The 13,506-nt window shown below is 61.4% G+C and carries 12 protein-coding genes; 8 read left to right on the forward strand and 4 right to left on the reverse strand.

Annotated elements, in window-relative coordinates; genetic code table 11:
• Positions 1-7: 7 nt before the first annotated feature.
• The 7 genes from fdxH to selB all read left to right on the forward strand — a co-directional run bounded on the left by fdxH (position 8) and on the right by selB (position 7,182).
• On the forward strand, positions 8-907 hold the full coding sequence (gene fdxH / locus V2S86_RS21680; RefSeq protein ID WP_330764076.1) for a formate dehydrogenase subunit beta: 900 nt from the start codon (positions 8-10) through the stop codon (positions 905-907).
• Positions 904-1,539, forward strand: a complete 636-nt coding sequence (gene fdoI, locus V2S86_RS21685) for a formate dehydrogenase cytochrome b556 subunit (RefSeq protein ID WP_330764077.1) — start codon at positions 904-906, stop codon at positions 1,537-1,539. The genes fdxH and fdoI overlap by 4 nt, the downstream gene beginning before the upstream one ends.
• Positions 1,539-2,468, forward strand: coding sequence for a formate dehydrogenase accessory protein FdhE (gene fdhE / locus V2S86_RS21690; protein WP_330764078.1), 930 nt, complete (start codon positions 1,539-1,541; stop codon positions 2,466-2,468). Before fdoI ends, fdhE begins: the two co-directional genes overlap by 1 nt.
• Positions 2,469-2,599: 131 nt before the next feature.
• The gene (locus V2S86_RS21695; protein WP_330764079.1) at positions 2,600-3,241 is read left to right on the forward strand and encodes a DcrB-related protein; all 642 of its coding nucleotides are present in this window, start codon (positions 2,600-2,602) and stop codon (positions 3,239-3,241) included.
• 35 nt (positions 3,242-3,276) lie between these two features.
• Complete coding sequence (locus tag V2S86_RS21700) at positions 3,277-3,882, forward strand: glutathione S-transferase (RefSeq protein WP_330764080.1); 606 nt, start codon at positions 3,277-3,279, stop codon at positions 3,880-3,882.
• A 70-nt stretch (positions 3,883-3,952) separates the two neighbouring features.
• Positions 3,953-5,344, forward strand: a complete 1,392-nt coding sequence (selA, locus tag V2S86_RS21705) for an L-seryl-tRNA(Sec) selenium transferase (RefSeq protein ID WP_330764081.1) — start codon at positions 3,953-3,955, stop codon at positions 5,342-5,344.
• Positions 5,341-7,182: a selenocysteine-specific translation elongation factor gene (selB, locus tag V2S86_RS21710; protein ID WP_330764082.1), complete on the forward strand. Its 1,842-nt coding sequence runs from the start codon at positions 5,341-5,343 to the stop codon at positions 7,180-7,182. The genes selA and selB overlap by 4 nt, the downstream gene beginning before the upstream one ends.
• A gap of 743 nt (positions 7,183-7,925) precedes the next feature.
• Here selB and V2S86_RS21715 read toward each other — a convergent pair.
• Entirely contained in the window at positions 7,926-9,173 is a 1,248-nt protein-coding gene (locus V2S86_RS21715) for an MFS transporter (protein ID WP_330764083.1), read from the reverse strand.
• Positions 9,174-9,517: 344 nt separating this feature from the next.
• Here V2S86_RS21715 and V2S86_RS21720 point away from each other — a divergent pair, with 344 nt between their 5' ends.
• A complete protein-coding gene (locus V2S86_RS21720) occupies positions 9,518-10,510 on the forward strand; it encodes an acyltransferase (protein WP_330764084.1) in 993 nt (330 codons plus the stop codon).
• Here V2S86_RS21720 and V2S86_RS21725 read toward each other — a convergent pair.
• The 3 genes from V2S86_RS21725 to V2S86_RS21735 form a co-directional block, all read right to left on the reverse strand.
• Entirely contained in the window at positions 10,505-11,428 is a 924-nt protein-coding gene (locus V2S86_RS21725) for a GlxA family transcriptional regulator (RefSeq protein WP_330764085.1), read from the reverse strand. The two genes, V2S86_RS21720 and V2S86_RS21725, sit on opposite strands and share 6 nt — an antisense overlap.
• A complete protein-coding gene (locus V2S86_RS21730; RefSeq protein WP_330764086.1) occupies positions 11,428-11,982 on the reverse strand; it encodes a cysteine hydrolase family protein in 555 nt (184 codons plus the stop codon). Before V2S86_RS21730 ends, V2S86_RS21725 begins: the two co-directional genes overlap by 1 nt.
• A gap of 99 nt (positions 11,983-12,081) precedes the next feature.
• Positions 12,082-13,476 carry an amidohydrolase family protein gene (locus V2S86_RS21735; protein ID WP_330764087.1) on the reverse strand — a complete coding sequence of 465 codons (1,395 nt, stop codon included), beginning with the start codon at positions 13,474-13,476 and terminating at the stop codon, positions 12,082-12,084.
• Positions 13,477-13,506 lie beyond the last annotated feature (30 nt).

Raw genomic sequence — 13,506 nt, forward strand, 5'->3', positions numbered from 1 at the left:
ACGAATTATGGCAATGCAATCTCAGGACATCATTCGTAAATCCGCCACCAATGGTTTCACGCCGGCCCCGCGCGCCCGTGACCATCAGGAAGAAGTGGCCAAACTTATCGATGTCACCACCTGTATCGGCTGCAAGGCCTGTCAGGTGGCCTGTTCCGAATGGAACGACATTCGCGATGAAATCGGCAGCAACGTCGGGGTGTACGATAACCCCGCCGATCTGACCGCCAAGTCGTGGACGGTCATGCGCTTCTCCGAAGTGGAGGAAAACGGCAAGCTGGAATGGCTGATCCGCAAGGACGGCTGCATGCACTGCGCCGACCCGGGCTGCCTGAAGGCCTGCCCATCGGAAGGCGCGATCATTCAGTACGCCAACGGCATCGTCGACTTCCAGTCCGAGCACTGCATCGGCTGCGGTTACTGCATCGCCGGCTGCCCGTTCGACGTGCCGCGCATGAACAAGGACGACAACCGGGTGTACAAATGCACCCTGTGCGTCGACCGCGTCGATGTCGGCCAGGAACCGGCCTGCGTGAAGACCTGCCCGACCGGCGCCATCCACTTCGGCACCAAGGACGCGATGAAGCAGATTGCCGCCGAGCGCGTCGGCGAGCTGAACTCTCGGGGTTATCAGAACGCCGGTCTGTACGATCCGGCGGGCGTGGGCGGCACCCATGTGATGTACGTGCTGCACCACGCCGACAAACCGCAGCTGTATCACGGTTTGCCGGATAATCCGACCATCAGCCCGGCGATCACGTTCTGGAAGGGCGTGTGGAAACCCCTGGCGGCCATCGGCTTTGCCGCCACCTTTGCAGCCAGCGTGTTCCACTATGTCGGCGTCGGGCCAAACCGCGTCGAAGAGGAAGACAACGACGAGCTGCACGATGAGGAGACGCGCAAATGAAGAAGGAAAAGCGGATTCAGCGCTACAGCGCACCGGAGCGGATTAACCACTGGATTGTGGCGTTCTGCTTCGTGTTCGCCGCCATCAGTGGGCTGGGGTTCTTTTTCCCCTCCTTCAATTGGCTGATGAATATTTTCGGTACGCCGCAGCTGGCGCGCATCCTGCACCCCTTTGTCGGCGCTTTCATGTTTGCGGCCTTCCTGCTGATGTTCCTGCGCTACTGGAAGCATAATCTGATCAACCGGGAAGACATCGTCTGGGCCAAAAATATCCACAAAATCGCCATGAACGAGGAAGTGGGCGACACTGGGCGTTATAATTTCGGTCAGAAGTGCGTATTCTGGGCAGCTATCGTCAGCCTGGTGCTGCTGTTGGCCAGCGGTGTGGTGATCTGGCGGCCGTACTTTGCGCCGTCGTTCCCGATACCGCTGATCCGCATCGCGCTGCTGGTGCATTCGCTGGCGGCGGTCGGCCTGATCATCGTGATAATGGTGCACATTTACGCCGCGCTGTGGGTAAAAGGCACCATCACCGCGATGGTCGAAGGCTGGGTGCCTGCGGCCTGGGCTAAAAAACATCATCCGCGCTGGTACCGAGAGGTCCGCGAGAAACAACAGGAAGACAAACCCTGATGAGTATCCGCATCGTTCCTAAAGAGCAGTTAGGGGCACAGCGCGAGAAGTCCACAACGGCGGAGACGATTCCGCCGTTACTTTTCGCCAATTTGAAAAGCCTCTACAGCCGCCGCGCCGAACGCCTGCGCAAGCTGGCGACGGACAACCCGCTGGGCGACTACCTGAACTTCGCCGCCCAACTGGCCGAGGCGCAGCATCACGCGCTGCACGACAACCCGTTGCAGCTGGATCTGACCGAAGCGCTGCAGCAGGGGGCGGCCAGCGGCAAGCCGCCGCTGGATTTGAGCGTCTATCCGCGCAGCGAACACTGGCACCGGCTGTTGGGCTCGTTGATCGCCGAGCTGCGTCCACTGGCGCCGGAACACATTCTGGCGGTGCTGGATAACCTGGAAAAAGCGTCGGCGCATGAGCTGGAGCTGATGGCCGACGCCTTGCTCAACCGCGAGTTCGGCAAGATCGGCAGCGAGAAAGCGCCGTTCATCTGGGCCGCGCTGTCGCTTTACTGGGCGCAGATGGCAAGCCTGATCCCCGGCAAGGCGCGTGCGGAATATGGCGAGCACCGTCAGTTCTGCCCGGTATGCGGCAGCATTCCGGTCTCCAGCGTGGTGCATATCGGCACCGTCAGCGGCCTGCGCTATTTGCACTGCAACCTGTGCGAAAGCGAGTGGCACGTGGTGCGGATAAAATGCAGCAACTGCGAGCAAACCCGCGATCTGAATTACTGGTCGCTGGACAGCGAGCTGGCGGCGGTGAAAGCGGAAAGCTGTGGTGACTGTGGCACTTACCTGAAGATTTTATATCAGGAAAAGGACCCGCAGGTTGAGGCGGTGGCCGACGATCTGGCCTCGCTGGTGCTCGACGCCAAACTGGAAGATGAAGGTTTTGCCCGCAGCAGCATCAACCCGTTCCTGTTCCCGGGGGAGTAAATCGCAAAACGCCGGTATTTGCCCCTTACGAGAGCTCAGATGATTAATTTCAGACTGCGCATCTGGCATTCGCAGGGGCGAGTTGCTACGTTTACGCAATGACGCGCAACGCGCAAGAAAAGGGACGGACGATGTTGAAGACCATTGCGAAACTCACGGCGGTCGCCGTTCTGGCGATCGGGCTGTCGGCCTGTGACAACAAGGAAGACACCAAACCGGCCGTACCTAAGCCGGACCCCAAGCCGATCGTGACGCAGCCCATTGCGCCGCCACCGCCACCGGTGGAAAGCGAGCCTGTGGGGCTGAAGGTATCGCTGCAAAGGGGTAACGTGACCTTTTTACTGCCGGCGGGGTTCAGCGATCAGACCCAGAACAGCGGCATCGTCAACGACAGCAAATCCACCATTCAGCGTTTCCTCGACGGCAAGACACGCCAGAGCACCGTCTCTTCTGAAGTGGTCCCGCCCGACGACATGAAGCTCAATACCAGCGATAAAATGCTGAAAGATCTGACGCAAAGCATCATCACCGAGCTGGCCGACCGCTATCAGAATATCAAGACGACCAAAGAAGAGAACTTCGTCGTCGGTAAGCAGAAGTTCCATCGGCTGGATACCGAACAAAGCGTCAATGGGCAAAAGGTGATTTCCACCTTTGTGTTGACGGTATTGAATAAAAGGGTGGTGACGTTGCAAATGCTGTCACCGGCCAAAACGCCCGAGGCGCACCAGGCGCTGGTTCAGCGGATTATCGACACGCTGGTGGTGAAATAACAACGCTGTGATTCGACAGCACGGGGGGAAGACGAATGAAGCTGATAGGCAGCTATACCAGCCCTTTTGTACGCAAGATTTCCGTGCTGCTGCTGGAAAAGGGGATCGCGTTCGAATTCGTTAACGATCCGCCGTATGAGCCGGGGAGCCGGGTGGTGGAGCTGAATCCGCTCGCCAAGGTGCCGGTGCTGGTGGCCGATGACGGCGCGGTGTATTACGACTCGCGCGTCATTGCCGAATACCTCGAACTGCTTCCCGCCGCCCCGGTATTTTTGCCCGCCGATCGCGCGGCGGCACTGCGTATACGCCAGGTTGAAGCGCTGGCCGACGGCGTAACCGAAGCCGCCGCTACGCTGTTTCGCGAGAGCAAGCGCGCGCCGGAAAAACAGGATGAAACCTGGATACTGCGCCAGCGCGACAAGCTGACGCACGGGCTGGACGCGCTGGAGAAGCTGGCACAGGAAAAGACGCTGCTGAACGCCGCCGAGCTGACGTTGGCGGACATCGCTACCGGCTGCGCGTTGGGCTACCTTAATTTCCGCCGCATCCTGCCCAACTGGTGCGTCGAACGGCCTGCGTTGATCAAACTGGCCGAGCGGCTGTTTGCCCGCGAAAGTTTTGCCCGCACTTCACCCCCCTGAATTCCCTCACCCCGCTTTGGCGGGGGTTTTGTTTTATGCCGACATCATCACACAAAAAAACCGAGCGACCATGAGCACTGAATCCCACCGTCTTTACAGCCAGTTACCCGCCATCGACCGCCTGCTGCGCGATCCCGCTATCGAACCCCTGGTGGCCCGGCATGGCCAGACGCTGATTGGCGACCTGCTGCGCGAGCTGCAGTTGCAGGCGCGTGAGACGATCAAGCTGCAGCAGCGGTTGCCCGACTGGTGCAGCGACTGGTCGCAGGCGCTCAGCGCCGGATTGGCGCAACGGCAGCGTTCGGCGCTGACGCCGGTCTTCAATCTGAGCGGTACCGTGCTGCACACCAACCTTGGCCGCGCCCTGTTGGCGCAACCGGCTATCGAAGCGGTAACGCACTCGATGGGGGCGGCGGTGACGCTGGAATACGATCTGGACGGCGCCGGGCGCGGGCATCGCGACCGCGCCGTGGCGGATTTACTGTGCCGACTGACCGGCGCGGAAGATGCCTGCATCGTCAATAACAATGCGGCGGCCGTGTTGCTGATGCTGGCGGCGATTGCGCCCGGCAAGGACGTGGTGGTGTCGCGCGGTGAGCTGGTGGAGATCGGCGGCGCGTTCCGCATCCCCGACGTGATGCGCCAGGCGGGCTGCCGGCTGGTTGAAGTCGGTACCACCAACCGCACCCACCTGAAAGATTACCGCAATGCCATCAACGAACAGACCGGGTTGCTGATGAAGGTGCATACCAGCAACTACAGCATTCAGGGCTTTACCGCTGCGGTGGATGAAGCCGAACTGGCGCAGCTCGGCGCCGAATATGGCGTGCCGACCGTCACCGATCTGGGCAGCGGCTCGCTGATTGATATGGCGCAGTACGGCCTGCCGGCCGAGCCGATGCCGCAGCGGCTGCTGGCCGCCGGGGTGGATCTGGTGACTTTCTCCGGCGACAAGCTGCTGGGTGGCCCGCAGGCCGGGATTATCGTCGGCAAAAAGGCGCTGATCGCCCGGTTGCAACAGCATCCGCTTAAACGCGCGCTGCGTGTCGGCAAGCTGACGCTGGCGGCGTTGGAAGCTACGCTGCGCCTCTATCAACAGCCTGAGTTGTTGGCGGAGCGACTGCCGACGCTGCGGCTGCTGATCCGCCCGCAGCAGGCGATGCAGGCCGCAGCCGAACGCTTGCTGCACGCGCTGGAACCGCAGTTTGGCGAACGCTTCCAACTGCGCGCCGAGCCGTGCTGGTCGCAGATTGGCAGCGGCTCGCTGCCGGTGGACAGGTTACCCAGCTACGCATTGACCTTTACGCCGCTCGACGGCCGTGGGGCGACGCTGGAAGCGCTGGCAGAACGCTGGCGCCGCCTGCCGCAGCCGGTGATCGGCCGAATTAACGACGGCCGGCTGTGGCTGGATCTGCGCTGCCTGGAGCAGGAACAGGCGCTGATTGAGGCGTTAAACGCATGATTATCGCCACCGCCGGCCATGTCGATCATGGCAAAACCACCCTGTTGCAGGCGATCTCCGGGATCAACGCCGATCGCCTGCCGGAAGAAAAACGCCGTGGCATGACCATCGATCTGGGCTATGCCTACTGGCCGCAGCCCGACGGCCGGGTGCTGGGTTTTATCGACGTGCCCGGCCATGAAAAATTCCTCGCCAATATGCTGGCGGGCATCGGCGGTATCGATCATGCGCTGCTGGTGGTGGCCTGTGACGACGGTGTGATGGCGCAAACCCGTGAGCACCTGGCGATCCTGCGGCTGAGCGGGCGTCCGGCGCTCACGGTGGCATTGACCAAGGCCGATCGGGTGGACGAAGCGCGGGTTGACGAGGTGCGGCGGCAGGTTGGCGATGAACTGGCGCGGCAGGGCTGGCCCGATGCGCCGCAGTTTGTCACCGCTGCGGTGCGGGATCGGGGGATTGACGCGCTGCGTGCGCATCTGCTGGCGTTACGGCCTGATGAACATGCGCTGTCGCGCCGTTTCCGGTTGGCGGTAGACCGCGCCTTCAGCGTGAAAGGGGCAGGTTTGGTGGTAACAGGCACCGCGCTGGGTGGGCAGGTGGCGGTAGGGGATACGCTGTGGCTGACCGGTGCGGACGCCCCGGTGCGGGTACGCGGTCTGCACGCGCAGAATCAACAGGTTGAGCAAGCGCAGGCCGGGCAGCGCATCGCACTGAATATCAGCGGTGACGTCAGCAAAGAGCTGGTGGCTCGCGGTGACTGGCTGTTGGCGAAAAAACCGTTGCAGGCGGCAGAACGCATTCTGGTGGCGCTGGATGCCGACCAGCCGATAAAGCATTGGCAACCGCTGCATCTGCATCATGCCGCCAGCCATATCACCGGCCGGATTGCGTTATTGAATGAACACCTGGCGGAACTGATCCTCGATCGCCCGTTGTGGCTGGCGGACAACGATCGTTTGGTGCTGCGCGATATCGGCGCGCGTCAGACCCTGGGCGGCGCACGGGTGCTGAGTTTGACGACGCCGAAACGCGGTAAACGCCAGCCGGACTACCTTGCCTGGTTGGCGGCATTGGCGCAGGCCGGCGACGATCGTCAGGCGCTGGCGCTGCACCTGCCCAACGGGCCGCTGGATCTGGCGATGTTCGCCTGGGCGCGGCAACTGACCGAAGGCGGTCTGGCCGAGCTGTTGGCGGACCATGAATTGCTGATTGCCGGCGAGTGGGCGCTGGCGCAGGATAACGTGCGGCAGAGCGAACAGCGCTTGCTGCAAGTCCTGTTCGAGTACCACCACCAGCATGCCGATCAGCTTGGGTTGGGAAGAGCGCGCCTGCGGCGCATGGCATTGCCTTCGTTGCCTGAAACGCTGGTATTTATGATGATCGATCGGTTGCTGGCCGCCGGCAGCGTGCGCAATACGCGCGGCTGGCTGCACTTGCCGGAGCATGGCCTGGCGTTCAGCGCTGAAGAACAGATTCTGTGGCGCCGTATTGAGCCGCTGTTCGGTGACGAAGCTTGGTGGGTGCGCGATTTGGCCGCCGAATTGGGCGAGGAAGAGGCCGTCGTGCGGACGACGCTGCGTAAAGCGGCGCAGTTGGGGCACATCACGGCGGTGGTGGTGGACCGTTATTATCTCAGCCGGCGTATCGAACAGTTCGCCGCACTGATCCGGGAGCTGGATGCAACGCAGGGCAGCACCAACGCCGCGGATTTCCGCGACAGGCTCGGCGTCGGCCGCAAACTGGCGATTCAGGTGCTGGAATTTTTCGATCGCAGCGGCTTTACCCGCCGCAAGGGCAACCAGCACCTGCTGCGCGATGGCGGGCTGTTTGGCCGTTGATGGTGATACGCTAAAGCGGGGCGTTAGACTAATGCTTGTCAGTTAAGTCTGACTGGCATTTTTTATCCAATCTCTGTGCGCTCCGTGCAGGAGGAATTGCCGTAAATATCCCGCATTTCTCTGCTACCGCCATGAACGGCAATTGGAGGGGCCGAAGGCGCGGCCCCTCCACCCGCGCCCTCGCTTAACACCGTCTGTCCGCTACGCGGATACCCTCGCTGCACCTGCGTTGTCGGGCGGGTCGGCTACGACAAACGTCCCTGTTTGTCTCGCCTCAACCGGCCTTCCCTGGCCGGGTTGCCCCTGACAACGCCGTCTTGCTCGGCAGCCGGTGATGCGCGCCAGGGTCAACACCCGAATCGGCTGCCACCGGGCAACGTTGGATATTGCGTTATGAAAGACAGTGAAAATGATGAGATGAGCAGGGTGTTGGGCGCCCTTGAAGACGCCGAACGCAGGAGCGGCGCATAGGTGAAACCGCCATGGACGGCGGTTTCAGGCGAGACAGGCAGGGACGCCTGTCGTAGCCGGCCGTGATGCGCTGTGACGGAGGGAGGGGCGTTGGCGTAGCCAACCGTCTGACAGGGCAAAGGCGCGGGTTGCAAGGGGCCGCGCCTACGGCCCATTGCTCGGTCGAGACGAGTGAGCTTCATGGTGCATTTCACCTTTATCGACCGAAAACTTCACCACACCATCAGAAAAACGCTAACTGACAAGCATTAGGGCGTTAGCCCCGTTTGTCGTTACAGCGCTTCGTTAGGCGCAGGCGTTGCGTCTCCGCTGCGGCGTTTGCCGAGGAACAGCGCCACCAGCGCCAGCCAGCACAGGCCGCTGATCAGGTTAAACAGGTTGAACAACCCGCTGCCGCCCCAGACATAGGCCACTTTCGCCAGCTCGATGCCGACGGTAAACACCAGCATGCTCAACATGCCCATGGTGGCGGAGACCGTCCCTTTGCTGACGGAGCTCGAGAACAGCGTCAGGCGGTACAGCCCGGCGTTGGCCAGCCCGATACCGAAGGCGTACAGGCTCAGCCCGGCGGTCATCCACAGATAGGCGTGGCTGGAGAACAGCGTAGCCAGCGCCGCGACCAACAGCCCCAGCATCATGGGTAGCGCGCCCAGCTTGATCAGGCGTTCTACGCTGTTTTTGCCGGTCAGGCGCGCCAGCGTCAGGTTGCCGAGGATCAGCGCACCGAACACCGGGATCTGCAACAGGCCGTAATCCAGCGTCGACAGCGATTCGCCGCTGATCAGGATCACCGGCGACTGGGCAATCCAGGCCAGCAACGGCAGGCTGGCGAAGCCGATGGCCAGCGCGCCGCAGACAAAGCGGCGGTTGGCCAGCACCTGGCGATAGTCGCGCCACAGGTTGGCGGCCGAGAATTTATCGCCCTGCAGCGAGGCGGTTTCCGGCATCGCCTTCCACAGGCCGTAAAAGGCAATCGCCGCCAGCGCCGCGAACAGCACGAACATGCTCTGCCACGGCGCGACGTGGATCAGCGCAGCCCCGGCCAGCGGCCCGAGCAGCGGGGCAATCAGCGCCACGTTGGCCATCAGCGCGGTGATTTTTATGCACACCGATTCCTCGAAGGATTCCTGTATCGTGGCGTAGCCGACCGCGCCGATAAAGCACAGGCCAATGCCCTGCAGGAAACGCATAAAGATAAACTGCTCAATGTTGGTCACCAGCAAAATGGCCAGACAGGCGACGATAAAGAACGCCACGCCGGCCAGCATCACCGGGCGGCGGCCACGTCGGTCCGACAGCGGGCCGAGCAGCCATTGCAAGAAAATGCCGCCGGCCAGATAGGCGGTCATGGATGTCGGCACCCACTCTTCGCCGGCGTTGAACTCCGCCACCACCGCCAGCATACCGGGCTGGATCATATCGTTGGCGATATAGGTGGCAAATTCGAACAGCACCAGACAAAGAGGGAATAAAAGCGCCTGTCGGCCCAAGCGTGCCGCAGGTGGTAATGTCGTTTTCATATTTATAGTACTGATAGTGAAGAAGAAAAAAGGAACTGCCAGGGCGGGAAGCGCAAACTGAGCGAGTTATGGCGGCTATTTTGCCGCCAATTGTTCACCTTAGCAACGATAAGGTGTTGTTTCAGCACATTCTGATATTTCGCTTTTGGGTTGTCGCCGCGTCCCGCGCTCTATACCCTAAATAATTGGCGTTGCATCCAGGCGGCAAGCACGCTCATCCTCAGGAGCTTAGTAAACTAAGTGACTGGGGTGTGCGGGTGCGGCCAACACAGATGCAGCTTCAAGTATGACGGGTATATAACCTCTTATTAACATAAAAATATGACACAACGTCGGGCACCGTTTTGAGCACTAAAATTGGCTGGATAGATAACCTGCGCGCGGTGGCGTGCATGATGGTGGTGATGATCCACGCCACCACCTATTACGTCACCAACGGCATGGCGGTGGGGGAACATAACTGGGACATCGCCAACGTGCTGAACGGCATGTCGCGCGTTTCGGTGCCGCTGTTTTTCATGATTTCCGGCTATCTGTTTTTCGGCGAGAAAAGCGCCGGCAAAAAACATTTCATCCGTATCGGCTGCTGCATCCTGTTCTACAGCCTCATTGCGCTGGTCTATATCGCGGCCTTCACCAAAATCGGCTTCTGGCCGTCGCTGCGCGGCATGCTGCAAAAACCGGTGTTTTATCACCTGTGGTTCTTCTATGCGATTGCGGTGATTTACCTGCTCTCGCCGCTGATCAGCGTCAAACCGGTCTCGCGCCGTTATCTGGCCGGGGTGTTGGTGATCCTGGCGGTGATCGCCAACCCCAATACCGGTGCGGTGACCGTCGGCAACGCTCACCTGCTGCCGGTCAATCTGTATATCTACGGCGATACCTTCTATTACCTGCTGTATGCGCTGGCCGGGCGGGCGATTGGCATGATGGACACCGGGCGGCGCGGCATCAGCTGGCTGGCGGCGCTGGGTTTTGCACTCAGCGTGGCGCTGATTGTTCGCGGCACCAAAAGCCAGATGTTCATCAACGGCAGCTTTGCCGATACCTTTTACATCTACTGCGGCCCGCTGGTGTTTATCGCGGCGGTGTCGCTGCTGGTGTGGTTTAAAAACTGCCTGCCTGATCCGATCGGCTGGCTGGGCATTTTTTCCCGCCATTCGCTGGCGATCTACGGTTTTCACGCCATTATCGTCAACTTTATGCGCAACCGGCATCTTGAGCTCAGCGCTTATCCGCTGCTGGATATCTTCTGGGTATTCGGTGTGGCGCTGGCGCTCAGCCTGCTGCTGTCGATGGGGCTACAGAAGCTGGATGTTCGAAGGCTGGTGTCATAGCGGGTTTTGCCCGCGCTGTTGCGCACGCCGCAGCTGGCGGCCGGACGAAAACCCTGCCGCCAGCGCCGCTTTCTCAAGCCCGTAGCCTTGTTGCAGCCGCTGTTGCGCCACGGCCAGCCGCAGCTGTTCATGATATTCCCGCACGCTGATGCCGATATGGCTGCGGAACAGCCGCGCCAGATGGCGGCTGCTGACGTGGGCTTTTTCCGCCACCTGCGGCACTGACCATTCGGCCTCAGGTTCGGCGGCCATCACGTCCTGGGCGCGGTGGACCGCCGGGTGCAGATGATTGCGGTAGCGCAGCCACGGCGAAAGCTGCGGGTCGTCGCCGGAACGGCGGAAATACACCACCATTTCGCGGGCGACTTCCGTCGCCCGGTTTGCGCCGCAGTGGCGGTTGATCAGGTGCAGCGCCAGATCGATACCGGCGGTAATGCCGGCGCTGGTGTAGACGCTGCGGTCTTCGACAAAAATGCGGTTTTCTTTCACCAGCGCCGCCGGTGCCTGCAGGCGCATGCGTTCGAGCACGTCATGGTGAGTGGTGCACTGGTAGCCGTCGAGCAAGCCGGCCTGCGCCGCCAGCAGCGCGCCGGAACACACGCAGACCAGCGTGATGCGCCGGCTTTGCAGATCGGGTTGCAGCGCCGCCAGCCAGCGGCGAGCCTGCTCGGCTTGCGGATTGGCAAAGTAGCGCGCCGAATCGCTGACCCCCGGCACCACCAAAATCGCGTCGTCTTCCAGCCTGGCGGGCAGCGGTTCCAGCCGGCTCAGCGTCATGCCGATGGAGCAGGTTACCTGCGGCTCCGGGCCGATGTAATGCAGGCTGAACGTTCCGGCCAGGCGCAGGGTTTCGGCCGGGCCGCTGACGTCCAGCGACAGCACCTGGGGCAGCATCAGAAAGTAGACGGCCTGCGGCATTATGACTCCTGTGACAGTTGCGCCAGCACCTCATCCACGCTGGCGAGCTGGGCGAAACGGTCGACCAGCACCGTCTCAGTATGCCGCTTGAGCTGTTCGGTGGTAAAGATCTGGCCGTCGGGGTGTTGCATCGGGAACGTCAGGGTCGCCTCGGTGACGAAGGTTACCCGATAGCCGAGATCGCTTGCCACGCGGGTGGTGGTTTCGCAGCACTGCTCGGTACGAATGCCGGAGATAATCAGGTGATTGATCTCCCGTTCACGTAGCCAGGCATCCAACCCGGATTCGGTCAGCGCATTGTGCACATGCTTGTGTACGGTTACGTCCGCCTGGTGGCTGAGGAACGGCAGGCGCTGCACAAAGCCGGATGCCAGCGAGAAGGGCCCCTGCGGGGAAACGTGTAACACGTCGACCAGCGCCACGCCCTGCCGGCGGCAGCCTGCAATTAATCTTGTGAGCGCCTGCTGGAAAGCGGGCAGATCGTCTTCTTGCCAGAAAGGGCGATGCTGGAAGGATTGCTGAACATCAATGATCAATAATGCGCTGTGTGACATTTTCGGCCTCCGCCTGTGGGGTATGACGCCATACTGCGCCGTTATCCTGCAGGGAAGAAGGCCAAAAACGGCCATCATGATGGCATCAGCGGACCAGCATCAGGCTTTGCCGACCTGGCCGGCGACCAGACGCCCCCGATGGAAGGTGGCGCTGCGTGCGGGCAGGCGGGCCACCGCCTCGGCGGAGCAACTGGCGTCGATCAACACGAACTCCGCGCTGTCACCGGCGTTGGGCCACGCGCGTTGGCCTTTGTCGTTCAGCGGCAGTACGCCGCCGGTGGAAATGGACAGGGCGCGCGACAGATGGAACTCATCCGAACCACGATACAGCTGGGCGTAGAGATTGGCTTTTTCCAGAATGTCGCCGGTACCGAACGGCGACCAATGATCGATCACGCTGTCGGTTCCGGTCATCACAAATACCCCTTTTTCACTGAGCTGCGGCAGCGGCATCATCAGCCCGCCGATCGGCACCGTGGAGGCGATGGTGATTTGCTGCGCCGCCAGGCGGGTGGCGGTTTCCGCCAGCTCATTCGGGTTCAGCGAGGTCAGGGCGAACGCGTGGCTGATGGTGACTTTACCGCGCAGCGCCGGGTTGTTTTCGACGGTGGCGAGCATGTAGTTAATTGCCGCTACCCCGGCCGGGCTGGTTTCATGCAGGTGAATGTCGACGCCTTTACCGGTGTCGAGCGCAATCTGGAACATCGCGTCCAGCGACGCCTCCATCGCACCGTCGACGTTGGTCGGATCCAGCCCGCCGACGTATTGCACGCCCATTTGCATAGCTTCGCGCATCAAGCCGTCGACCTTAGAATGCAACAGACCGTGCTGCGGGAAGGCGACGATTTCGCAGCTGAAATCGGCCCGGTGATTTTCCAGCGCGCGTTGCAGGTGCTCCAGGCTTTTCAGCCCGCTGACCGGATCGATATTGCAGTGGCTGCGCGCCACGGTGCTGCCTTTGGATTGCAACAGGGCGATCAGGTTTTCCGCGCGCTGCTGCGAGGTCGGCAGCAGCTTGGGGATCAGCGTTTGTTCCAGCGCGATCATGTCCATGATGGTTTTGCCCTGACGTGGGCGCGGCGCCTGCCACGGGCCGCTGTAGAAGGTTTTGTCCAAATGGATGTGCATGTCGCGAAACGCCGGCAGCAGCAACTGGCCCTGGGCCTGATAGCGCGGCACGCCGGCGATCGGCGCTGCATCCGCCGGGTGGATGGCGGCAATGTTGCCGTCTTTGATTTCCAACTGGTAGAGCGCGGTGCGGGTGCCGATCACCGTATCGCCATCGTATTCGAAACCCTCCTCCAGCCGCACGTCGCTCAGCACGTAGTGATTGTCGGTCAGGGTCATGGGTTTGGCCTCCGGCGCACAGTGGCCGCCAGCCTGCGGTGCGGCCTGCGCCACGCCGCCGGTCAGCCCGATCACCGCGCAGGCGGTGGTTAGCTTGCCGGTTTGGCTGAGGAAAGCTCTGCGGCTTTGTTGTTGGGTTTTTTCCACGTTCAGTTCCTTAATCCAGAGGTGAGGTGC

This window comes from Serratia sp. C2(1), from assembly GCF_036352655.1.
Taxonomy (GTDB): Bacteria; Pseudomonadota; Gammaproteobacteria; order Enterobacterales; family Enterobacteriaceae; genus Serratia; species Serratia inhibens.